This window comes from Paraburkholderia sp. BR13444 (assembly GCF_040948755.1).
Taxonomy (GTDB): Bacteria; Pseudomonadota; Gammaproteobacteria; order Burkholderiales; family Burkholderiaceae; genus Paraburkholderia; species Paraburkholderia youngii.
Genome location: NZ_JBFPKM010000008.1, coordinates 152,523 through 173,110, shown reverse-complemented (window position 1 = coordinate 173,110; position 20,588 = coordinate 152,523). Strand labels below are relative to the sequence as shown.

25 protein-coding genes are annotated in these 20,588 nt (G+C 63.8%); 6 read left to right on the top strand and 19 right to left on the bottom strand.

Annotated elements, in window-relative coordinates:
• Window positions 1-47 precede the first annotated feature (47 nt).
• On the bottom strand, window positions 48-860 hold the full coding sequence (locus AB3X95_RS23055) for a MetQ/NlpA family ABC transporter substrate-binding protein (protein WP_176125082.1): 813 nt from the start codon (window positions 858-860) through the stop codon (window positions 48-50).
• Window positions 861-1,131: 271 nt separating this feature from the next.
• On the opposite strand from AB3X95_RS23055, the gene AB3X95_RS23050 reads away from it, so the two are divergent.
• The gene (locus AB3X95_RS23050) at window positions 1,132-1,422 is read left to right on the top strand and encodes a YciI family protein (protein ID WP_176109643.1); all 291 of its coding nucleotides are present in this window, start codon (window positions 1,132-1,134) and stop codon (window positions 1,420-1,422) included.
• 75 nt (window positions 1,423-1,497) lie between these two features.
• On the opposite strand, the gene AB3X95_RS23045 is transcribed toward AB3X95_RS23050, so the two are convergent.
• The 5 genes from AB3X95_RS23045 to AB3X95_RS23025 are packed head-to-tail and all read right to left on the bottom strand — an operon-like array spanning window position 1,498 to window position 5,629.
• On the bottom strand, window positions 1,498-2,127 hold the full coding sequence (locus AB3X95_RS23045; protein WP_368622649.1) for an SCO family protein: 630 nt from the start codon (window positions 2,125-2,127) through the stop codon (window positions 1,498-1,500).
• A 4-nt stretch (window positions 2,128-2,131) separates the two neighbouring features.
• Window positions 2,132-3,037, bottom strand: coding sequence for a heme o synthase (gene cyoE, locus AB3X95_RS23040; protein WP_013088288.1), 906 nt, complete (start codon window positions 3,035-3,037; stop codon window positions 2,132-2,134).
• Between the two features lie 5 nt (window positions 3,038-3,042).
• A complete protein-coding gene (locus AB3X95_RS23035) occupies window positions 3,043-4,152 on the bottom strand; it encodes a heme A synthase (RefSeq protein ID WP_368622648.1) in 1,110 nt (369 codons plus the stop codon).
• Between the two features lie 22 nt (window positions 4,153-4,174).
• Entirely contained in the window at window positions 4,175-4,861 is a 687-nt protein-coding gene (locus tag AB3X95_RS23030) for an SCO family protein (protein WP_368622647.1), read from the bottom strand.
• A gap of 51 nt (window positions 4,862-4,912) precedes the next feature.
• Entirely contained in the window at window positions 4,913-5,629 is a 717-nt protein-coding gene (locus tag AB3X95_RS23025) for an SURF1 family protein (protein ID WP_368622646.1), read from the bottom strand.
• 111 nt (window positions 5,630-5,740) lie between these two features.
• Between AB3X95_RS23025 and AB3X95_RS23020 the strand changes: the two genes are divergently transcribed.
• Window positions 5,741-5,950 carry a twin transmembrane helix small protein gene (locus AB3X95_RS23020; RefSeq protein WP_368622645.1) on the top strand — a complete coding sequence of 70 codons (210 nt, stop codon included), beginning with the start codon at window positions 5,741-5,743 and terminating at the stop codon, window positions 5,948-5,950.
• 191 nt (window positions 5,951-6,141) lie between these two features.
• Here the strand turns inward: AB3X95_RS23020 and AB3X95_RS23015 are convergent, their stop codons facing one another.
• The 8 genes from AB3X95_RS23015 to AB3X95_RS22980 form a co-directional block, all read right to left on the bottom strand.
• A complete protein-coding gene (locus tag AB3X95_RS23015; RefSeq protein WP_176109649.1) occupies window positions 6,142-6,999 on the bottom strand; it encodes a cytochrome c oxidase subunit 3 in 858 nt (285 codons plus the stop codon).
• A 125-nt stretch (window positions 7,000-7,124) separates the two neighbouring features.
• Window positions 7,125-7,334: a DUF2970 domain-containing protein gene (locus AB3X95_RS23010; RefSeq protein ID WP_018419310.1), complete on the bottom strand. Its 210-nt coding sequence runs from the start codon at window positions 7,332-7,334 to the stop codon at window positions 7,125-7,127.
• Window positions 7,335-7,385: 51 nt separating this feature from the next.
• Window positions 7,386-8,012: a cytochrome c oxidase assembly protein gene (locus AB3X95_RS23005; protein ID WP_176125089.1), complete on the bottom strand. Its 627-nt coding sequence runs from the start codon at window positions 8,010-8,012 to the stop codon at window positions 7,386-7,388.
• A 42-nt stretch (window positions 8,013-8,054) separates the two neighbouring features.
• Entirely contained in the window at window positions 8,055-8,189 is a 135-nt protein-coding gene (locus AB3X95_RS23000; RefSeq protein WP_217710909.1) for a cytochrome oxidase small assembly protein, read from the bottom strand.
• A gap of 125 nt (window positions 8,190-8,314) precedes the next feature.
• The gene (gene ctaD / locus AB3X95_RS22995) at window positions 8,315-9,928 is read right to left on the bottom strand and encodes a cytochrome c oxidase subunit I (RefSeq protein ID WP_176125090.1); all 1,614 of its coding nucleotides are present in this window, start codon (window positions 9,926-9,928) and stop codon (window positions 8,315-8,317) included.
• Between the two features lie 44 nt (window positions 9,929-9,972).
• Entirely contained in the window at window positions 9,973-11,610 is a 1,638-nt protein-coding gene (gene coxB / locus AB3X95_RS22990; RefSeq protein WP_368622644.1) for a cytochrome c oxidase subunit II, read from the bottom strand.
• Between the two features lie 64 nt (window positions 11,611-11,674).
• Complete coding sequence (locus AB3X95_RS22985; protein WP_368622643.1) at window positions 11,675-12,151, bottom strand: DUF2244 domain-containing protein; 477 nt, start codon at window positions 12,149-12,151, stop codon at window positions 11,675-11,677.
• 395 nt (window positions 12,152-12,546) lie between these two features.
• Entirely contained in the window at window positions 12,547-13,512 is a 966-nt protein-coding gene (locus AB3X95_RS22980) for a methyltransferase domain-containing protein (RefSeq protein ID WP_184226066.1), read from the bottom strand.
• A gap of 82 nt (window positions 13,513-13,594) precedes the next feature.
• On the opposite strand from AB3X95_RS22980, the gene AB3X95_RS22975 reads away from it, so the two are divergent.
• A complete protein-coding gene (locus AB3X95_RS22975) occupies window positions 13,595-14,380 on the top strand; it encodes a double zinc ribbon domain-containing protein (protein WP_368622642.1) in 786 nt (261 codons plus the stop codon).
• Between the two features lie 18 nt (window positions 14,381-14,398).
• Window positions 14,399-14,869 carry a tRNA (uridine(34)/cytosine(34)/5-carboxymethylaminomethyluridine(34)-2'-O)-methyltransferase TrmL gene (gene trmL, locus AB3X95_RS22970; protein WP_176125095.1) on the top strand — a complete coding sequence of 157 codons (471 nt, stop codon included), beginning with the start codon at window positions 14,399-14,401 and terminating at the stop codon, window positions 14,867-14,869.
• Here the strand turns inward: trmL and AB3X95_RS22965 are convergent.
• The 5 genes from AB3X95_RS22965 to AB3X95_RS22945 all read right to left on the bottom strand — a co-directional run bounded on the left by AB3X95_RS22965 (window position 14,842) and on the right by AB3X95_RS22945 (window position 17,832).
• Window positions 14,842-15,402 (bottom strand): O-acetyl-ADP-ribose deacetylase, encoded by a 561-nt coding sequence (locus tag AB3X95_RS22965; protein WP_368622641.1) that lies wholly within the window; start codon window positions 15,400-15,402, stop codon window positions 14,842-14,844. The two genes, trmL and AB3X95_RS22965, sit on opposite strands and share 28 nt — an antisense overlap.
• A gap of 97 nt (window positions 15,403-15,499) precedes the next feature.
• The gene (locus tag AB3X95_RS22960; RefSeq protein ID WP_368622640.1) at window positions 15,500-16,498 is read right to left on the bottom strand and encodes an NAD(P)H-dependent glycerol-3-phosphate dehydrogenase; all 999 of its coding nucleotides are present in this window, start codon (window positions 16,496-16,498) and stop codon (window positions 15,500-15,502) included.
• A gap of 22 nt (window positions 16,499-16,520) precedes the next feature.
• A complete protein-coding gene (gene secB, locus AB3X95_RS22955; protein ID WP_176109659.1) occupies window positions 16,521-17,000 on the bottom strand; it encodes a protein-export chaperone SecB in 480 nt (159 codons plus the stop codon).
• A gap of 149 nt (window positions 17,001-17,149) precedes the next feature.
• A complete protein-coding gene (grxC, locus tag AB3X95_RS22950; RefSeq protein ID WP_013088272.1) occupies window positions 17,150-17,410 on the bottom strand; it encodes a glutaredoxin 3 in 261 nt (86 codons plus the stop codon).
• Window positions 17,407-17,832: a rhodanese-like domain-containing protein gene (locus tag AB3X95_RS22945; protein WP_129963020.1), complete on the bottom strand. Its 426-nt coding sequence runs from the start codon at window positions 17,830-17,832 to the stop codon at window positions 17,407-17,409. Before AB3X95_RS22945 ends, grxC begins: the two co-directional genes overlap by 4 nt.
• A gap of 137 nt (window positions 17,833-17,969) precedes the next feature.
• Here AB3X95_RS22945 and gpmA point away from each other — a divergent pair, with 137 nt between their 5' ends.
• Both gpmA and AB3X95_RS22935 read left to right on the top strand, forming a co-directional pair.
• Window positions 17,970-18,716 (top strand): 2,3-diphosphoglycerate-dependent phosphoglycerate mutase, encoded by a 747-nt coding sequence (gene gpmA, locus AB3X95_RS22940; RefSeq protein WP_176368442.1) that lies wholly within the window; start codon window positions 17,970-17,972, stop codon window positions 18,714-18,716.
• Between the two features lie 262 nt (window positions 18,717-18,978).
• Complete coding sequence (locus AB3X95_RS22935; protein ID WP_176125098.1) at window positions 18,979-20,556, top strand: S41 family peptidase; 1,578 nt, start codon at window positions 18,979-18,981, stop codon at window positions 20,554-20,556.
• The last annotated feature ends 32 nt before the right edge of the window (window positions 20,557-20,588 follow it).

Here is a 20,588-nt window from a genome sequence, read left to right as displayed (position 1 = left end):
TTTGCGATGCCATGCGGCTGCGCGTGGGATCGCGCTGAACGCGTCGCTTAGAACGACGGCACCATCGAACCCTTGAACTGCGTCTTGATGAACTGGCGCACGTCTTCCGACTGATACGCGGCAACCAGCTTCTTCACCCACGGCTGATCCTTGTCCTTCGTGCGCACGGCGATCAGGTTCGCGTACGGGCTGTGGATGTCTTCGAGCGCGATCGCGTCCTTGGTCGGCTGCAGGCCGGCCGCCAACGCGAAGTTCGTGTTGATGACGGCAGCATCGACGTCGGCGAGCGAACGCGGCAGTTGCGCAGCATCCAGCTCGACGAACTTGATCTTCTTCGGATTGTCGACGACGTCGAGCGGCGTCGCGTTGTTGCCGCCCATGGCCGCGCCGTCCTTCAGCTTGATCAGGCCTTGCGCCTGCAGCAACAGCAGCGCGCGATTTTCGTTCGACGGATCGTTCGGCACCGCGACCTTCGCGCCTTGCGGCAGATCCTTCAGCGACTTCAGCTTCTTCGAGTACGCGCCGAGCGGCGAGATGTACGTGAGGCCCGCGTTGACGAGCTTGTAGCCGCGCTGCTTGGTCTGGCTATCGAGGTACGGCTGGTGCTGGAAGCTGTTGGCGTCGAGGTCGCCGGCATCGAGCGCGGCGTTCGGCTGGATGTAGTCGTTGAACTCGACGACCTTCACGTTCAAGCCTTCGCGCTTCGCAACCTTGGTGACGACTTCCCAGATCTGCGCGTCCGGGCCGCCGATCGTGCCGACCTTGATGACCTTGTCGTCGGCGTGCGCGCCGAAGCTGGTCAGGATCGCCGCACCGGCGACGACTGCGGTGAGGGCTTTGAGGATATTTCTGCGCTGCATGTGTTTCTCGCTGTTGCGGTTCGACTTTTTGAGTCGATGGCTCCGATGGATGCCGGAGTCGGATGAAAATGGGCGGCGCTCCGGTTCGTGCTGGCGCGCCGTCGGCCAAGCCCGAAATTGTTTCATACGGGCGACAAGTTGGAAAATACCCTTAGCGCATATGGATATGCAGAGCGCGAGCGCGCTGGCTAGCGCGACGCAAGACCGCAGCTAACCGATAATCCGGAGCCGTGGCCTCGCACGGCCCACTCAACCGCCACTGAGAACGACCATGTATGTGATCAACCTTATCTACACCGCCCCGCTCGATCGTATCGACGACGCGCTCGACGCGCATCGCGCGTTTCTCGCCAAGCAGTTCGACGCTGGCATCTTCGTCGCGGCTGGGCCGAAAGTGCCGCGCGACGGCGGCATCATCCTCGCGGTGCGTATCGAGCGCGACAGGCTGGATCGCATTCTCGCGAGCGATCCGTTCGCCGAGCAACAGCTCGCGCGCTACGAGGTGACGGAGTTCAAGACAACGCGTATCGCGCCGGGGCTGAATCTGCCGACCCCGGTTTGAGCGCGAGTTGCGAAGAAGAGATCGATGCGAGGACGCGTAAGCGGCGGCGCGACAAAAAGCCGCCTGCGACACGCGTCAATCGAGCAAAAGCTTGAAGTCGTGCACCCACGGCGTCGCGCCCTGACCATCGCGCGCGAACAGACGCAGCTTGCCGTCCGTGTCGAACACATAGCTCGCGGCCGTGTGGTCCATCGTGTAGCTGTCGGGCGTTTTGCCCGGCATCTTCGCGTAGTAGACGCGGAAGTCTTTCGCGAGCTTCGCGAGCTGCTCTTCGCTGGCAGGACGCAAGCCCACGAAGCTCGGATTGAACGCCGGCACGTATTGCGCGAGCAACTGCGGGGTGTCGCGCTCGGGGTCGAGTGTGACGAACAGCACCTGCACACGCTTCGCGTCTTCCGGGCCGAGTTGCTGCAATGCCTGTGACAGGTCGGCCATCGTCGTCGGGCAGACGTCCGGGCAATGCGTATAGCCGAAGAACAGCACGACGACCTTGCCTTTGTAGTCGGCAAGCGTGCGAATCTTGCCGGACGTGTCGGGCAACGAGAAATCGCTGGCGAATTGTGTATTGCCGGTGATGTCGAGATTCGTAAAAGCCGGCGGCTGCTTGCCGCAACCGGTCATCAGCAGTGTGCCGCCCAGCGCGGCGCCGAGCGCGCAAGCGATCACAGCGGCGCGCGCGACGCGCGCAAAGCGGTTGTTGAGCATGGTGTTACGCGCCGATTACGACGCGCGCATAGTGGTCGATCAGCAGCGCGGCGAACAGCAGCGACAGATAGACGATCGAATAACGGAAGGTTTTGCGCGCGAGCTCGTCCGAATACTCCCGGTAGATCTTCCACGCATACGCGAGAAACACGGCGCCCAGTAGCACCGCCGACGCGAGATATACGACGCCGCTCATGCCGGAGATGAACGGCATCAGGGTGACCGCGAACAGAATGACCGTGTAGAGCAGGATATGCAGGCGCGTGTACTTTTCGCCGTGCGTGTTCGGCAGCATCGGCAGGCCGGCGTTTTCGTAGTCCTTGCGGCGATACAGAGCGAGCGCCCAGAAATGCGGCGGTGTCCATACGAAGATGATCAACACCAGGATCCATGCGTCGCCGGGCACGTGGCCGGTGACCGCTGCCCAGCCGAGCGCCGGCGGCATCGCGCCCGACGCGCCGCCGATCACGATGTTCTGCGGCGTGGCCGGCTTCAGCAGCAGCGTATAGATGACCGCATAGCCGACGAACGTGGCGAGCGTCAGCCACATGGTCAGCGGATTGGCGAACGTGTACAGCGTCCACATGCCGAGGCCGCCGAGCACGGCCGAGAACAGCAGGATTTGCGGGGTAGTGATTTCGCCGCGCGCCGACGGACGCCACGACGTGCGGCGCATTTTCGCGTCGATCTGCTGCTCGACGAGGCAATTGATCGCGAACGCAGCGCCGGCCAACAGCCAGATGCCGACGGTGCCGCCGATCAGGACCGTCCACGGCACCATGCCCGGCGTCGACAGGAACATGCCGATGACCGCGCAGAACACCGCGAGCTGCGTAACACGCGGCTTGGTCAGTGCGAGATATTGGGAGACCCGGCTGCCGGGCGATTGGGAGAGTGTTGTGCTGTCCATGTGAGTCACGCTGGCGCGGCTTCGCGCGCAGGGAGCGTGGCGCGGCCGGGACGGCTATAAGCGATTCGAAAGTTTAACATAACGAGCAGTAGCAGCAGGATCGCGGCCCCGCCGTTATGGGCGACCGCGATCGGCAACGGCCATTGCAGCACGATGTTCGACAAGCCGGTGATGAACTGGATTAGCACCACCAGCAGCACGCCGTTGGCGGGTCGCCGCAGCGACTCGAAACGGCGCATCTTCACGGCGAACCACACCAGATAGGCGATCACGGCGAATGCGAACGTGCGATGTGTCCAGTGAATCGCGACCAGCGCATCCTGCGTGATCACGTCGCCGTCGCCGGTCATGCCGAGCGCGCGCCACAGGTGAAAGCCGTGCGCGAAGTCCATCGGCGGAATCCATTGGCCGTTGCAGGTCGGGAAGTCGGTGCACGCGAGCACCGCGTAGTTCGTGCTGACCCAGCCGCCGAGCGCGATCTGCAGTACCAGCAGTCCAAGACCCGCGAGCGCCGCCGCGCGCCAGCGCGCGGCTTCCGGCTCGTAGGCGGGCAGCGGCGTCAAGCGCGCCGCGAGCCAGCCGAGCGTGCCGAGCAGCGCGAGGCCGAGCAGCAGATGCGTGGTCACGATGATCGGCTGCAGCTTCATCGTCACGGTCCACGCGCCGAACGCGCCTTGCACGACGATCAGGAGCAGCAGCGAAGTCGGCCACCACGGTGACACGTGCAGCGGACGACGCTTGAGGCGCGCCGTCCACGCAATGATCGTCTGCGCGATGATCAGCACGCCGATCGCCATCGCGAAGTAGCGGTGGATCATTTCGATCCACGCCTTCGTCATGCTGACGGGGCCGCTCGGCATCGCCTGATAGGCGGCGGAGATCGCCGCGTGCGCGATGAACGGCGACGACGTGCCGTAGCAGCCGGGCCAGTCCGGGCAGCCGAGGCCCGAATCGGTGAGACGCGTGAAGCCGCCGAACATCACGAGATCGAGCGTCAGGAAGGTGGTGAGCCAGACCAGCTTGCGGAATTTGTTGTCGTCGGCCTTGACCCATACGTAGGACAGCGGCAGCAACGCGATACACAAGCCGATCAGGCCCAGTTGCAATACGAACATCTCGTTTACCCAGGTTGCGGCGTCAGCCGATGGTCGACCACTTGAGCAGCTTGGTCAGGTCGCCTTTGATCTTGCTCGGGTTCGCGTCTTTCGGAAAACGCATCATCAGATTGCCGTTCGGATCGACCAGGTAGATGTGGTCGGTGATCCGCGTGCCGGTGTCGGCGGGCAGCCACGCGGCAACCTGCGCCGGATCGGCGATCAGCATGCCGGTGTTGGGGTAGGCGCTTTGTATCACATCGGCGACCTTGTCCGCATCGGTGCGCAGCCACACCTCCATGACGCGCTCGCGTTCAGGGCCTTGCGCTGCGCGGATTTGTCGCATGAAGTACAGCTTTGTCACGCAGGCTTTGTCGCATGCGCTGTTGTCGACCGAGATCATCAGCCAGCGGCCGTGCAGCGACGCGAGCTTCAGCGGGTTACCGTCCTCGCCGGTGACCAGGAGCGAGTCGGGGATCGGCCGTTGCGGGTCGATCAGCGAGCCGTAGTTCGTGCTGCCGCCGGTCGGCTTGATGACGTAGTACATGAAGGACGAGATCGCGATCGGCGCCGCACAGATCACCGCGAGCAGCAGCAGCACCCAGCGGCCGCGCCGCCACGAGCCCGGGCCGTTCGGTTGGCCGGGCATCGGCCTGGCCGCGGCGGGTTTGCCGGCGGCTTTGCCAGCGGGTTTGCCAACTTCCGGCGAACGGGGAGTATGAGTCGACACTACGGAACCTCTTTCAATGTTTGGACGACGGCGAGCCGTGCCTTGCGTTCCTCACGCGCCCGGCGCGTGTTCTTTTTTGCCCGCGCGGCGCGCCGCGTACAGACCGAACGCGAGCGCCGCGGCGGCCATGCCCCACCACTGCAGCATGTAGCCGTAGTTGCGCTCGACGCCGGTGGTCGGCGCGGGCCAGTCGCGCACCAGACCGTCGTGCCCGTCGCCGATCTGCTGGATCACGAACGATTGCAGCGGCAATCCGGTCTCCGCCGCGTACGCGGCGACATCGAGATTCTGCCTGATCAGGTGATGCGCGGCCGATCCACCCTCGCCGAGCTCGAACGCGCGTGACGCGTCGACTCGCGCAATCCCTTCGATCTCGACCTCGCCCGACGGCGTCGTGTACGGCGCGATGGTCTCGCGATTGCTCAGGTTGCGCGGCAGCCAGCCGCGATTGACGAGCACGTAGCCGCCGTCGGCGAGTTTAAAAGGCATCACGACGTAAAAGCCCGGCTGATCGTTATACGGACGATTATCGAGGTACACGACCTTGTCCGCGACGAAACTGCCGCGCGCTTTCACCCGATGAAACTCCACGTCTTTCAGGGCGAGCGGCGCCGCGCTGACCGGCAGCGCAGGCGCGTTTTCGAACTGCGTGATGCGCGCCTCGAGCGCTTCCTTCTGATGCGCACGATCGCGCTGCCAGAAACCGAGCCGCACCGTCACGACGACGACCAGCAGGATCAGCAGCACGGGAATCAGGCGAAACTTCATTGCAGGTACTCCGTCATCGCGTGCAGGGCCGCCGGGAACCTGCGGCAGACGCCCGCGCGCGGTGCGATAATGAGTGTCTTGCCACTGCGCTTTCCGGTTTCAGTTGGTTCCATGCACATTATCGTTCCCATCGCCTTTGCTCTGATCATCGCCAGCATGGTGTCGGCGCTGTATTTCATGATGCACGACAAAGGCAAGACCAAGCGGATGGTCTGGTCGCTCGCCACGCGCGTGGGCCTGTCGATCTCGCTGTTCGTGTTCATCCTGTTCGCACACTGGATGGGCTGGATTCAGTCGACCGGGATTCCGTACGGGCGCTGACGCTCGCGGACAGGTCGCCGGCGCAAAGCGTCGGCGGCAAAATTTTCACGCCACCAAACAAAACGCCGCCCTGACAGGTCGAGGGCGGCGCTGCATTCATCCTTGCATACTGCTCGTGCGCGCCGCCTGACAGGTGTTGCGCGCACGTCCCGCGCCTGCGCCGACGAGCGGCGCGCGCGGGTCTGACTGCATTACAGCCAGTACACGACGACGTACAGACCGAGCCACACGACGTCGACGAAGTGCCAGTACCAGGCCGCGCCTTCGAATGCGAAATGATGTTCCGGCGTGAAGTGGCCACGAATCAGGCGCGCCAGCACGACGGCGAGCATCGTGCCACCGAGGAACACGTGAAAGCCGTGGAAGCCGGTCAGCAGGAAGAACGTCGAACCGTAGATGCCCGAAGCCAGCGTGAGGTTCAACTCGTGGTATGCATGGAAGTATTCGAAACCCTGCAGGAACAGGAAGCACACGCCCAGCACGAGGGTCGCCGCGAGCCACGCGATCGCCTTCTTGCGATGGTTGTCGCGCAGCGCGTGGTGCGACACCGTCAGCGTCGCACCCGACGACAGCAGCAGCGCCGTGTTGATGGTCGGCACCGGCCACGGCTGCATCGACTTGTAGGTGCCCACGAGTTCGGCCGGGCCGTTGTTCGGCCACACTGCCGTGAAGTCCGGCCAGATCAGCTTGTAGTCGAGGCTGCCCAATTGATGCATCGCGATTTCGCGAGCATAGAACAGCGCGCCGAAGAATGCGCCGAAGAACATCACTTCGGAGAAGATGAACCAGCTCATGCTCCAGCGGTACGAGCGGTCGACGTTCTTGCCGTACATGCCGCCTTCCGACTCGGCGATCGCGTCGCCGAACCAGTGCCACAGCGTAAAGAGCAGCCACAGCAGACCGATGAGCACGCCGAGCGGCGCCCACGTGTGGTCATTGATCCAGGCCGCAAGCGATCCGAGCATGACCAGCAACCCGGTAGCGGCGCTGATCGGATGCCGCGACGGATGCGGTACGAAATAGTACGGGCTCTCGTTTTGACCGCTCATTCTTGATTCTCCACTTCAGTCCAGTTGTTCCGGAATCTCCGGCTGTATCTTCGGCGGCGCGTCGATACCGCACCGCTTCTCTCTAATTCGCGGGCTCTTCGGTGCTGCTGTGCCCTGCTACTGCCTCAACCGACCACGAGGCGCACGACCAGAATCAGCACCCCGATCAGGACCGCCGCGCCGATCAGCGCCGCCACGATCACATGCAGCGGGTTCAGCTGCGTCGCGTCCGCCTCGAGATCGCGGCGCTTGCGCACGCCGAAAAACGACCAGAACACCGCGCGCATCGACTGACCGAAACTGCTCTTGCGCGGACTGCCGCCGTTATCGTTCATCTCGCTTCGTCTTCCTTCGTTCGTCCGTGGCTCGCGCCGTCAAATCTGCTTTCAGGCCGGCTTCGCGGGAGTGGCTGCCGCGTTGTTCACTGCATTCGCCTTCGGCGCCGCGTCATCCGCGCTGGCCGCCGCCGGTGTGTTCAACTCGAAAAACGTGTACGACAGCGTGATCGTCTTCACGTCCTTCGGCAACTTCGGATCGACCACGAACACCACCGGCATCCGCTTCGTCTCGTTCGCGTTCAACGTCTGCTGCGTGAAACAGAAACACTCGATCTTCCTGAAGTACTCGGTCGCCTGCTTCGGCGCGTAGCTCGGAATCGCCTGCGCACGGATCGTGCGCGACTGCCCGTTGCTGACGTCGTACATGACGGTCGTCACTTCGCCCGGATGCACGTCGAGACTGCGCTGCTCCGGCTTGAAACCCAACAGGCCGCGCGCGTTCGCATCGAATTCGATCGAAATCGTGCGGCTCATGTCGACCTGCGTATTCTTCGCCTCGCGCGCCGAAACGTCGCGCTGCACGAGGTTGTTCACGCCGGTGATCTGGCAGATCGCGCGATACATCGGCACCAGCGCGAAACCGAAACCGAACATCATCAAAGCGACGACGAACAGCTTGATCAGCATCGAACGGTTGAAAGAGCGGTCGGCCTCGGCCGGCGGTTGCGTCGACATCTGAATCCTCAACAAACCTGCATACGGACTGCGACTGCGGCGTTAGCTGAACCAGCACTGCTTCAGAATGACGCTCGCGAAAAACACCGCGGCGATCGCGAACATCACCAACCCTATCCGCCTGTTGCCCGCGCGAATCTGCTCCGGCGTACGTCTTTCCTGTGGATTGCGCGTCATGCTCGACTTTCTGAATACGGTTCTTGACTGGTGAGACCGCCCGACTGCAGCCGCCTCGCGAAGCGCCCGGTTCCGGTAGCGGCATGTGTCGCGCCGCCGGAACCCGGCACTTCGCCGGGACAGGCTTACTCGACGGTAGGCGGATGCTCGAACGTGTGGAACGGAGCCGGGCTCGGCACGGTCCACTCGAGGCCCGTTGCGCCGTCCCACGGCTTGTCGCCCGCCTCGACGAGCTCACCGCCACCACGGTACGCCGGCAGCGCCACCGCGAACAGGAAGTAGACCTGCGACAGACCGAAGCCGAATGCGCCGATCGAGATCACCTGGTTCCAGTCGGTGAACTGTGCCGGGTAGTCCGCATAGCGACGCGGCATGCCCGCGAGACCGACGAAGTGCATCGGCAGGAACGCGAGGTTGAAGAAGAACATCGACGCCCAGAAGTGGATCTTGCCGCGGGTTTCGTTGTACATCCAGCCGGTCCACTTCGGTGCCCAGTAGTACCAGCCGGCGAACAGCGCGAACAGCGAGCCCGCCACCAGCACGTAATGGAAGTGCGCGACCACGAAATAAGTGCCGTGATACTGGATGTCGAGCGGCGCCATCGCGAGCATCAGACCCGACAGGCCGCCGAACGTGAACACGATCAGGAAGCCCACCGCGAACAGCATCGGCGTTTCGAACGACAGCGCGCCGCGCCACATCGTCGCGACCCAGTTGAACACCTTCACGCCGGTCGGCACCGCGATCAGCATCGTCGCGTACATGAAGAACAGCTGGCCCGTCACCGGCATGCCGGTCACGAACATGTGGTGCGCCCAGACCATGAACGACAGGATCGCAATCGACGCCGTTGCGTACACCATCGAGCTATAGCCGAACAGCGGCTTGCGCGAGAACGCCGGAATCACCTGCGAGACGATCCCGAAGGCCGGCAAGATCATGATGTACACCTCGGGGTGCCCGAAGAACCAGAAGATGTGCTGGTACATGACCGGGTCGCCGCCGCCTGCCGCATTGAAGAACGACGTGCCGAAGTGACGGTCGAACAGCACCATCGTGATCGCGCCCGCGAGAACCGGCATCACGGCGATCAGCAGGTACGCGGTGATGAGCCAGGTCCAGACGAACATCGGCATCTTCATCAGCGTGAGGCCGGGTGCGCGCATGTTCAGGATCGTCACGACGATGTTGATACCGCCCATGATCGACGACGCACCCATCAGGTGGACCGCGAAAATCGCGAAGTCCATGCCCGGGCCCATCTGCGTGGACAGCGGCGCATACAGCGTCCAGCCCGCGGCGGTCGCGCCGCCTGGCGAGAAGAACGAGCCGACCAGCAGAACAGCCGCGACTGGCAGCAGCCAGAAGCTGAAGTTGTTCATCCGCGCGAAGGCCATGTCCGATGCACCGATCTGCAGCGGCACCATCCAGTTCGCGAAGCCGACGAACGCCGGCATGATCGCGCCGAACACCATGATCAGCCCGTGCATGGTGGTCAACTGGTTGAAGAACTCGGGACGCATGATCTGCAGGCCCGGCTCGAACAGTTCGGCACGGATCATCAGCGCCATCACGCCCCCGGACAGGAACATGGTGAACGAGAAGATCAGGTACAGCGTACCGATGTCCTTGTGGTTGGTTGCGAACAGCCAGCGACGCCAGCCATGCGGCGTTTCGTGGGCATGGTCGCCGTGCACGTGCTCGTGGCCCGCGACTACATCGTGTCCGATGCTAGACATGAATATCTCCTAAAGCGAATTCTGCGGTGCTGACCAGGAACACGTCAGGCTGCCGGGCTGATCTGAACGCGCCGGGCTTCCTTCGCGTCGGTGCCGCCGGTGATCGTTTCCGGCTTCTTCAAAATAATATGGTCTTCGGCAATGCCAGCTGCTTTCAGCGCGTCGCGAACGGCTTCGGCACGACTCTTCGCAAGCTTCGCGTTGACGTCGGCGGAGCCGGTTGCGTCGGTGAAGCCCGACAGCGTGAATTTCGCGTCCGGATGCGCTTTCGCGTAGGCCGCGGCCGCGTCGACCGCCGCTTTCGCGTCGGCCGGCAGCGTGCTCTTGCCGGTCTCGAAGTAGATGCTCGCCGGCAGCGTGGCCTCTGCGCTATTCGCAGCGGCCGCGCCAGCGTCATTGCCCGATGCAGCCGCCGGTGCGGAAGCCGCTTCCGCACCCGATGCCGCAGCGGCGCCGCTTGCCGCGGCACCCGCTTCGGCCAGATGGTCGCCGCCTTCGGGCAGCTTGCCGTTGCGCGCGTCGGTGACCTGCTTCGGCTGCAGGATATCGCCCGTATGATTGCCCCACGAGTTACGTTCGTACGTGACCACCGAGGCGATTTCGACGTCATTCAGCGTCGGCGCCCACGAAGGCATCGCGTTCTTGCCCTTCAACACGAGGCTCACGTGCTGGCCGATCGGACCGTTGGCGATCTTGCTGCCGTCGAGCGCCGGGAATGCGCCCGCGCCCTTGCCGGTCGGCTGGTGGCAGACTGCGCAGTTCGCCGCGTAGACCTTGCCGCCGCGCTCCATCAGTTCGGCCATCGTGTAGGTCTTGTTCGGATCGTCCTGGCCGGCGGCCATTTTCTTCTTCTCCGTGTCGACCCACTTGGCGTAGTCGTCGTCAGAAAGGACTTCGACGACGACCGGCATGAACGCGTGTTCCTTGCCGCACAGCTCGGTACAGAAGCCGCGGAACGTGCCGGTGCGGTTAGCCTTGAACCACGTGTCGCGCACGAAGCCGGGGATCGCGTCCTGCTTCACGCCGAAGGCCGGCACGTACCAGGAGTGGACCACGTCGTTGGCGGTGGTGATGATGCGGATTTTCTTGTTGACCGGCACCACGAGCGGGTTGTCGACCTCCTGCAGATACAGCGTGGAGATCGGCTCGCGGCCTTCGGTTTGCGCGCGCGGCGTGGCGAGTGTGGACAGGAAGCCGATGCCCTCGCCCGGACCCTTCACGTAGTCGTAGCCCCACTTCCACTGGTAGCCGGTGACCTTGATCGTGAGGTCGGCGTTCGAGGTGTCCTTCATCGCGACGACGGCCTTGGTAGCGGGCAGCGCCATCAACACGACGATGATGAACGGCACGATCGTCCAGATGATTTCGACGGTGGTGCTCTCGTGGAAATTGGCTGCCTGGTGGCCCTTCGATTTGCGGTGCGCGAAGATCGAATAGAACATCACACCGAATACACCGACGAAGATCACGGTGCAAAGGAGCAGCATGAACATGTGGAGGTCGAACAGCTCCTGAGCGATTCTCGATGCAGGCGGCTGGAGATTGATCGCGTTGACGGCTGGGCCGCCCGGAGCATCGCCCACTGCCAGGGCGGCACCGGCGAAAAGCAGTCCGCTCGTCGCCAGCACGCTCATGAGCGCTCGCTTGATTGTTTTCATAGCTTCCTTACCCAAATTTTCCATTCAAACCCCTCGACCCCGCTGGCAGCGTGTCGCGCGCCCTTGAACGCCGCGTGTCCGGCACCATCTAACAACGTACCAGCCACATTCGCAGTTCGCCTGCGAACTGCGCGCGCCGATTTTGCGCGAGATGTTGCCCGATCATGATCGTCTGCCCGCGCGAGACCAGCTTGATCTGATCGCGCGGCGTTGCGCCCGGCTCTATCCGCACCCAGCGCGGATTGAATTCGAACTGCGTGATCTGCTCGGCGCTGACCTGCTCGATCACGAGCCGGTTCGGAAACAACCGGATGCGCTCGTAATCGACAGCATGACGCGCATATATTGCAAACGCGATACCTACCGCCAGCAATTCGATTCCGGTGAACGGCAACACCAGCCAGGCGCCGATCAGAACCAGAATGAATGCAATTGCCAACGAGAACAACGCAAGCGACGCGTACAGACAAACGAACTGCCGCGGCGATATCGAACAGTTGCGCTTCATGGTCCAGTCCCTGAGGACCGGTTCTGAATCCGCCAGCAGATGATCTGATGCGCCCATCGCTGCCTCCTGCGAATCGTCGCGTCCGGCCTGCCTTCTTTTACTTCCGGATGCATCTCGCGGCCGCCGCTCGTATCACTGTGTACAGCATCACTCGCGACCGCGCCAACCCCTACCGCATCACTTCATTTTGCAGCCCTGCGCCTCAGGCTTGCCACCCCAAATGTGGGAACGTCGGGCGACAAACTGACGCATTATAGGCGCGATCCATAGCATCGACAAGCAAGCCCCGATCGGCCCACAAGCCCGGCGCGACAAGCCTTCGCGCCATTTTGCCCGGCATTTTGCGGCTCTTTCGGAGGGCAAATCCCAGGCATAACGGATGTCCTCTTTACCGCTTTTGCAACACGTCAACCGCACCGTCGGCAAGCAGTTGATGACCGCGCCGCAATCTGCTACCCACGCTTGCCCGGACCTCGTCCGATGTCCTCGAGCCGCACGATGCCATGTCCTTCGGCCGTGGTACGCGGCACGGCTTTCCATGCGTGTCCGTAGATCACCTCGAAGGTCAGCGCGATCGTGCCGTCGGCGCGCCGGCGCGCTTCGAGCGCGGCGAGCAGGGCTTTGTGCAACCGACGCGCAAGCGCGCCGTCATGCGCATCGCGCTCGAACGGGTATGCACCCCAGCGGCGCACGTCCGCGAGCAGCGACTCGGGCGACTTGTAGGTGATCGTCAGCGTCTCCTGGTCCATCACCGGGATCTCGAAGCCGGCCTCGACGAGCATGTCGCCGAGATCATGCATGTCGACGAAGTCGATCACATGCTTGCGCGACGCGACGCCGTGCGCGGCCTCGATCTCGGCGTAGGCGCCGCGCAATTCCTTCAGCGTATCGGGGCCGAGCGTACTGAACATCAGCAGGCCGTTGACCTTCAACACCCGCTGCCATTCGGGAAAGACCAGATCGGGCCGCGAGTGCCAGTGCAGCGCAAGGTTGGACCAGATGAATTCGAATGCGCCGGCCGCGAATGGCAGCGCGGAGAAATCGGCTTGCGCGAAGCGCGGGCCACGCGCGCCGAGCGCCTTGCCGAGCGAGGCGGGAAGAAAGCGTCGCCAACTGGTGTTGCCGGCATCGTGACGCAGCGCGCGGCGCAGCATGCCATGCGACAGATCGGCGCCGAACACCGGCGCCTCGGGAAAGCGAGCGCGCAATGCGGGGATGTCTTCGCCCGCACCGCATCCGGCGTCGAGCACGCTCGAGGGCGCCACCTTGATGTAATCGAGACGCTCGCGCATGCGCTGCGCAATCTCGCGCGGCAGGAATGCAACCTCGTCGAAGGTAGCGGCGCGACGGTCGAAAATACGCCTGAGGCGCCGTGAATCGTAGGCCGGACGGCCAGATTGAGCGGATGTTGGGGACATGTGTGTCGTGCTGGCGTGAGCTCGAAGTATACTCGTTCGTTCCCCTCCATTCAGCGTGAACGGCATTCAGCGGCGCTCACCCGTGCGATTCAAGTCATTTTCTTCGTCGTGTCGAAATCAGGCCGCGCGTTTTGTGCGCGGTCTGCATTCGGCATGGCCGCGGGCTTTGAACGTCGCGCTGCCGAACCTGTGCGCGTTGTGCGGCAATATGTCGCATAAGACGCTGTGCGACGGTTGCGACGCGGCCTACTGGAACGAGAGCCGCCTGCGCTGCACCGTTTGCGCGGTGCCGTTGCCGACGTCACGCTGGGTCGCTCAGGCGCAATATCGCTGCGCCGATTGCGTCGCCGAGCCGCCGCCGTTCGACGCGAGCTTCGCGCTCGCCGACTATCGCGCGCCGCTGGATACCCTCGCGGTCGGCCTAAAATTCCGCGCCCGGCTGATGCTTGCGCGCGATTTCGCGCAACGTCTCGCGTGGCTTGCTCAGGACAACTGGCACGACGCGGCCGAGCGGCCCGACGTGATTGCGCCAGTGCCGCTCGCCGGTCGCCGTCTTGTCGAGCGCGGCTACAACCAGGCCTGGCAGATCGCGCGGCCGCTTGCCCGGGCGCTCGACGTGCGCAGCGACGCGACGCTGCTCGAACGAACGCGAAACACCGCGCCGCAATCGCGCCTCGATCTCGATGCGCGCCGGCACAACGTCGGCCGCGCGTTTTGTGTTGCGCGCCCGGTGCGCGGCCTGCACGTCGGCATCGTCGACGACGTGATGACGAGCGGCGCGACGCTCGAAGCGCTCGCGCATACGCTGAAGGCGGCCGGCGCGCGACGGGTCACGAACTTCGTCGCGTTGCGCACTCCGAAAAACTAGCTTTTACGTGGTCCCCTTATGTTCAACGTTGTTCTCGTAGAACCGGAAATTCCGCCCAACACCGGCAACGTGATTCGCCTGTGCGCGAATACCGGTGCCCGACTGCACCTGATCGAGCCGCTCGGCTTCCCTCTCGACGACACCAAGATGCGGCGCGCCGGCCTCGACTATCACGAGTACGCGGAAATGAACGTGCACGCCGATTGGGACGCGTTCATCGCGAATGAAACGCCCGACTCGTCGCGCATGTTCGCGTTCACCACACGCGGCTCGGGGCGCTTTCACGACCACGCTTTTCGACCGGGCGACTGGTTCGTGTTCGGCGCCGAAACGCGCGGTCTGCCCGATACGGTGCTCGAGCGCTTTGCGAACGAACAGCGCGTGCGTCTGCCGATGCGTCCTGGCAATCGCAGTCTGAATCTGTCGAACACGGTGGCGGTCGTGGTGTTCGAAGCGTGGCGTCAGGCCGGCTTCGAGGGCGGCGCCTGACGGCGTTCGAGTTCGGCCTCGTAGCGCGCGAACATCGCGTCGTCGAAGCACGCGAACGTGACGTGCTTCATGTGCGGTGTGCGCGGCAACGTGTCGAGCACGGTTCCGACCGCGATGCTCACCGCATAGTCGGCGGGGAAACGGTAGATGCCGCAACTGATCGCGGGAAACGCAATGCTCGTGCAATGAGTCTCGCGCGCGACTTCGAGCGAGCGCTGATAGCACGATGCGAGCAAGTCGGCTTCGCCGTGCGCGCCGCCCCGCCACACTGGACCGACAGCATGGATCACATGCTTCGCGGGCAGCCGATAACCGGCGGTGATCTTGGCGTCGCCGGTCGCGCAGCCGCCGAGCTTTTCGCATTCGCGCAGCAACTCCTTGCCGGCCGCGCGATGAATCGCGCCATCCACACCGCCGCCGCCGAGCAGCGAAGTATTCGCGGCATTGACGATCGCATCGACGGCGAGCGTCGTGATATCGACCACGCGCGCTTCGAGCGTGCACGTGCCGTGACTGAGATTGAAGGTGGGCATGAAAACCTCGCTGACCTGAGTCTCGCTCAAGAAGTGGACAGCCAGGTGAGGCAGCCGTTCAACGCGAATTTGCGCTAAACGGCTGAAAGAAAAGACTTTATTCGGCCTTCGAATCGCGCCGCAGCAGCGCGCTGACCGCATCGCGCGGCGCCACGCCGTCGAACAGCACCGCGCAGACCGCTTGGGTGATCGGCATTTCGATTGCATGGGCGCGTGCGATCGAAAGGACCGCCTTCGCGCAGCGCACGCCTTCGGCCACGTGACCAAGGCCGCCGAGGATGTCGTCGAGTGTGCGGCCGGTGGCGAGCTGCAAGCCCACAGTGCGGTTGCGCGATAGATCGCCGGTCGCGGTCAGGATCAGATCGCCGAGGCCGGTCAGCCCGGTAAAGGTTTCCGCGCGCCCACCAAGCGTGACGCCAAGACGCGACATTTCGGCGAGTCCGCGGGTGATCAGCGCCGCGCGTGCATTGAGGCCGAGGCCGAGGCCATCGGCGATGCCCGTCGCGATGGCGAGCACGTTTTTCACCGCGCCGCCCACTTCGACGCCGACGACGTCGTCGCCGGTATAGATGCGCATCGCACCGTGATGGAACGCCGCGACCGTGCGTTCGCGGCACACCGCCGACGAACTCGCGATCGTCAACGCAACCGGCAGTCCCTGCCCGACTTCGCGCGCGAAGCTCGGCCCGGACAACACGCCGTTGCTCGCATGCTCGGGCAATTCCGCCGCGACCGCCTGATGCGGCAACAACTGCGAATCCGCCTCGAAACCCTTGCACAGCCACACGATATGCGCGGGCACCTTGCCGGCATCGCGCATCGCTCGCAACAGACCGCGCAGGCCAGCCACGGGAGTCGCGACCACGCACAGCGCAGCGTCGGCGAGCGCGTGATCGAGCGCCGCACGTAGATCCGCTTCGTAGCGGAGCGCGGGCGGCAACGCGACGCCCGCCAGATAGCGGGCGTTTTCGTGCGAAGTGGAAAGCTCGGTGATGAGCGCGGACTCGCGCGCCCACAACACCGTGTCGTGCCTGACGGCCAGATGGCCAGCGAGGGCGGTGCCCCAGGCGCCAGCGCCGAGAACGGCGACCTTCATAGCCGGCACTGCGCGCGGCGCCTTAATGCGTGACGCCGCTTTGCGCCGCGCCGTCGCCCTGCTGGGCCGCGCTCATTTGCGCGAGACGCTGCTCGTACAGCGCCTGGAAGTTGATCTCGGCGAGGTGGATCGGCGGGAAGCCGGCGCGGGTGATCGCGTCGGCGATGTTGGAACGCAGGTACGGGAACAGGATGGTCGGGCAGGCGATGCCAACGAGCGGATCGATCTGCTCGGCAGGAATGTTGCGAATGTCAAAAATGCCAGCCTGTTTCGCTTCGATCAGGAACGCGACCTTGTCCGACACCTTGGCCGTAACCGTGCCCGTCACGAGGATTTCGAACACGGATTCTGCGAGGCGCTCGGCCTTCACGTCGACTTCGACTTCGACCGACGGCATTTCCTGCTCGAGGAAGATTGCCGGCGAATTCGGCTGCTCGAGCGACATGTCCTTCAGATAGATGCGCTGGATGTTGAAGAACGGCTGGTTATTCTCGTCGGACATGATGGTGATTCCTGATAGGTATGCGTGGCGGCGGCCGATGCATGCATGGGCCGCCAGATTATTGCGCCGGCTCGCCGGCCCCACGAGGAGCGCGCACGCGCCGGCTTATCGAGTGGTCCGCCCGCTCGCGCGGCGCGGAACGCGCGAACTCAGGCTGCTTCGAGCAGCGGCGTCAGACCGCCCGCGCGATCGAGCGCGGAAAGGTCATCATAGCCGCCGACATGCGTCTCGCCGATGAACACCTGCGGCACCGTGCGACGCCCGGTCCGGGTCATCATCTCCTCACGGCGGGCCGGGTCTTTATCGATCAGTACTTTCTCAACGTGCTCGACGCCGCGCGACTTTAAAAGACGCTCGGCCATCTGGCAATACGGGCACACCTGGGTGCTGTACATGATCACTTTGTTCACTTGGCTGCTCCTTGTTTCACAACCGGCATACCGGCTTTCTGCCAGGCGTCGACGCCGCCCTCGAGAACATGGACTTCCGCGTATCCCGCTTCCTGCACGATACGCGCAGCCTTGTTCGACTGCTGGCCGGTCTGGCATACCAGCAGCACCGGGTTGCTCTTGTTCTTCGCGAGTTGCGCGACTTTCGCCTGCAACTCCGCGAATTCGAAATGCCGTGCCGAGGGCAGGTGCCCCTTGGCGTAATCGGCGGACGGCCGCAGATCGATGACCGCCGCGTTGCGCCGGTTGATCAGTTGGGTGGCTTCGGCGGCCGACAGGCCGCCACGTCCACGCCGACTGATGGTCGGCCACAGCAGCAACCCACCGGAGATAAGGACGATTGCGATCAGGACAAGGTTTGTGTATTCGGTGAAAAACTTCACGGAAGATCCGCCGGAAAGAGAGAAATCGAAAAGGTCAACCCGAGCATTATAAAATAACCGTTTGACGCGATGGCGATGCGCCGCCGAAGGCGCCGCACAGCGCGAGACCGCTTCCTCACTACCGACCGGCAATTCTTATGTACAAACTCGTTCTCATCCGCCACGGCGAATCGACGTGGAACAAGGAAAACCGCTTCACCGGCTGGATCGACGTCGACCTCACCGAGCAGGGCAGCCTCGAGGCGCAGCAGGCGGGCGTGCTGCTCAAGGAGTCGGGCTATACGTTCGACATCGCCTATACGTCGGTGCTCAAGCGCGCGATCCGCACGCTGTGGCACGTGCAGGACAAGATGGATCTGATGTACCTGCCCGTCGTGCATTCATGGCGCCTGAACGAACGCCACTACGGCGCGCTGTCGGGTCTGAACAAGGCCGAAACGGCAGCCAAATTCGGCGACGAGCAGGTGCTGGTCTGGCGCCGCAGCTACGACACGCCGCCGCCCGCGCTCGAGCCGACCGACGAGCGCGCGCCGTACACCGATCCGCGCTACGCCAAGGTGCCGCGCGACCAACTGCCGCTGACCGAGTGCCTGAAAGACACGGTCGCGCGCGTGCTGCCGCTGTGGAACGAGTCGATTGCGCCGGCCATCAAGTCGGGGCGCAGCATCCTGATCGCCGCGCACGGCAACTCGATCCGCGCGCTGGTCAAGTACCTCGACAACATCTCGGACAGCGACATCGTCGGCCTGAACATCCCGAACGGCGTGCCGCTCGTCTATGAACTCGACGAGGACCTGAAGCCGATCAAGCACTACTATCTCGGCGACCAGGACGCGATCGCAAAAGCGCAAGCCGCGGTCGCGAGCCAAGGCAAGGCGGGCTGATCGCGCGTTTCCGGCCGCGGCCCCACGCCACGGGAAGGCCCGGGGCCGCACGGAGACAACCGGCCCGGCAGGAAATACTGTATTGCGCCGCGCGACGTATCGCACGGACCGCCATCCGCGGGCCGGTTCGCAAGAACCAGGACCTTCCCGTACTGTCGAAGCACGATTGCCTGCACGCGCCCTGAGCAGGCGGGTGTGCAGTTATACTTGTCCGTCCAATCTTTATCGACGCTGCCACGCGCTTCCGACCGCAATAGACTCTATGCGAAAGAACCTGAAAAATATCGGCCTGATTGCCGCGGGCCTTGCTACCGGTGTCCTTGCCACCCTGCAATTCTCCGCCTCGGCCCAGCAACCCGCTAGCGCCGCGGTCGCCCCACTGCCGCTAGACCAGCTCAGGCTCTTCGCCGAAGTGTTCGGGCAGATCAAGCACGAATACGTCGAACCGGTCGACGACAAGAAGCTTCTCACCTCCGCGATCAAGGGCATGGTGTCGAGCCTCGACCCGCACTCGTCGTACCTCGACAAGACCGATTACGAAGAGCTGCAGGAGCAGACCAAGGGCCGCTTCGCGGGCCTCGGCATCGAAATTTCGTCGGAAGACGGCCTGATCAAGGTGATTTCGCCAATCGAAGACACGCCCGCGTTCCGCGCCGGCATCCGTCCGGGCGACCTGATCACGCGCATCAACGACAAGCCCGTGCGCGGCATGACGCTCGACCAGGCGGTCAAGCAGATGCGCGGCGAGCCGGGCACCAAGGTCACGCTGACCATTTTCCGCAAGACCGACGACCGCACGTTCCCGCTGACCGTCACGCGCGCGATCATCAGGGTTCAGTCGGTGAAGGGCAAGATCGTTGCGCCGGGCTTCGCGTACGTGCGCATCACGAGCTTCCAGGAACGCACCACGCCTGACCTCGCGGCCAAGCTGCAGGATCTGGCGCGCCAGGAGCCGAACCTGAAGGGCCTCATCCTCGACCTGCGCAACAACGGCGGCGGTCTGCTGCAAAGCGCGGTCGGCGTCGCGGGCGCGTTCCTGCCGCCGAATTCGGTGGTGGTGTCGACCAACGGCCAGATTCCGGATTCGAAGCAGATCTATCGCGACACCTACGATAACTACCGTCTGCAATCGTTCGACAGCGATCCGCTGAAAGACGTCCCGGCCATCTTCAGGACCGTGCCGATGATCGTGCTGACCAACGCCTACTCGGCGTCGGCATCGGAAATCGTCGCGGGCGCGCTGCAGGATCAGCACCGCGCGCTGATTCTCGGCAAGACCACGTTCGGCAAGGGTTCGGTGCAAACCGTACGCCCCATGACGGCGGACACCGCGCTGCGCCTGACCACCGCGTATTACTACACGCCGAGCGGCCGTTCGATCCAGAACAAGGGCATCCGCCCCGACCTTCCGGTCGATCAATACGCGGACGGCGATCCGGACGACGCGCTCGTCACTCGCGAAGTCGACTACTCGAATCACCTTGCGAACACGCAGGACCCGAACGAGAAGAAGGAAGCCGAGCAGCGCGAGTCGGAGCGCATGGAGCAGTTGCGTCAGCTCGAAGAGCAGAACGACAAGAAGACGCCGGAGCAGCGCCAGAAGGAACGCGAACGCAAGCCGGTCGAGTTCGGTTCCAACGACGACTTCATGATGCAACAGGCGGTCGGCAAGCTCGAAGGCAAGCCGGTTCAGGAATCCAAGTCGCTGATGGAACGCCGTCTCGCGCAGAACAAGCCGGGCACGTCGGCCTCCGCGCCGGTCGCGGTGAAGCCGACGCAACCGGTGCCGGGCGCATCGGGACCGGCGCCGGCTTCGGCACCGGCTCCCGCTGGAAAGTAAGACGGCAAATAAGCTGGCCAATAAGCAGCGAA

Excerpts from the sequence above, each read along its gene's own strand:
- AB3X95_RS22985 (WP_368622643.1), bottom strand. The coding sequence starts at position 12,151 with ATGGGCGCATCAGATCATCTGCTGGCGGATTCAGAACCGGTCCTCAGG.
- AB3X95_RS23005 (WP_176125089.1), bottom strand. The coding sequence starts at position 8,012 with ATGTCGACGCAACCGCCGGCCGAGGCCGACCGCTCTTTCAACCGTTCG.
- AB3X95_RS23000 (WP_217710909.1), bottom strand. The coding sequence starts at position 8,189 with ATGACGCGCAATCCACAGGAAAGACGTACGCCGGAGCAGATTCGCGCG.
- AB3X95_RS23015 (WP_176109649.1), bottom strand. The coding sequence starts at position 6,999 with ATGAGCGGTCAAAACGAGAGCCCGTACTATTTCGTACCGCATCCGTCG.
- AB3X95_RS23035 (WP_368622648.1), bottom strand. The coding sequence starts at position 4,152 with ATGTTCGTATTGCAACTGGGCCTGATCGGCTTGTGTATCGCGTTGCTG.
- AB3X95_RS22965 (WP_368622641.1), bottom strand. The coding sequence starts at position 15,402 with ATGCCCACCTTCAATCTCAGTCACGGCACGTGCACGCTCGAAGCGCGC.
- AB3X95_RS23020 (WP_368622645.1), top strand. The coding sequence starts at position 5,741 with ATGCACATTATCGTTCCCATCGCCTTTGCTCTGATCATCGCCAGCATG.
- AB3X95_RS22980 (WP_184226066.1), bottom strand. The coding sequence starts at position 13,512 with ATGTCCCCAACATCCGCTCAATCTGGCCGTCCGGCCTACGATTCACGG.
- AB3X95_RS23055 (WP_176125082.1), bottom strand. The coding sequence starts at position 860 with ATGCAGCGCAGAAATATCCTCAAAGCCCTCACCGCAGTCGTCGCCGGT.
- AB3X95_RS23045 (WP_368622649.1), bottom strand. The coding sequence starts at position 2,127 with ATGCTCAACAACCGCTTTGCGCGCGTCGCGCGCGCCGCTGTGATCGCT.
- AB3X95_RS23050 (WP_176109643.1), top strand. The coding sequence starts at position 1,132 with ATGTATGTGATCAACCTTATCTACACCGCCCCGCTCGATCGTATCGAC.
- AB3X95_RS22960 (WP_368622640.1), bottom strand. The coding sequence starts at position 16,498 with ATGAAGGTCGCCGTTCTCGGCGCTGGCGCCTGGGGCACCGCCCTCGCT.
- AB3X95_RS22935 (WP_176125098.1), top strand. The coding sequence starts at position 18,979 with ATGCGAAAGAACCTGAAAAATATCGGCCTGATTGCCGCGGGCCTTGCT.
- secB (WP_176109659.1), bottom strand. The coding sequence starts at position 17,000 with ATGTCCGACGAGAATAACCAGCCGTTCTTCAACATCCAGCGCATCTAT.
- ctaD (WP_176125090.1), bottom strand. The coding sequence starts at position 9,928 with ATGTCTAGCATCGGACACGATGTAGTCGCGGGCCACGAGCACGTGCAC.
- trmL (WP_176125095.1), top strand. The coding sequence starts at position 14,399 with ATGTTCAACGTTGTTCTCGTAGAACCGGAAATTCCGCCCAACACCGGC.
- AB3X95_RS23010 (WP_018419310.1), bottom strand. The coding sequence starts at position 7,334 with ATGAACGATAACGGCGGCAGTCCGCGCAAGAGCAGTTTCGGTCAGTCG.
- cyoE (WP_013088288.1), bottom strand. The coding sequence starts at position 3,037 with ATGGACAGCACAACACTCTCCCAATCGCCCGGCAGCCGGGTCTCCCAA.
- gpmA (WP_176368442.1), top strand. The coding sequence starts at position 17,970 with ATGTACAAACTCGTTCTCATCCGCCACGGCGAATCGACGTGGAACAAG.
- coxB (WP_368622644.1), bottom strand. The coding sequence starts at position 11,610 with ATGGAAAATTTGGGTAAGGAAGCTATGAAAACAATCAAGCGAGCGCTC.
- AB3X95_RS23025 (WP_368622646.1), bottom strand. The coding sequence starts at position 5,629 with ATGAAGTTTCGCCTGATTCCCGTGCTGCTGATCCTGCTGGTCGTCGTC.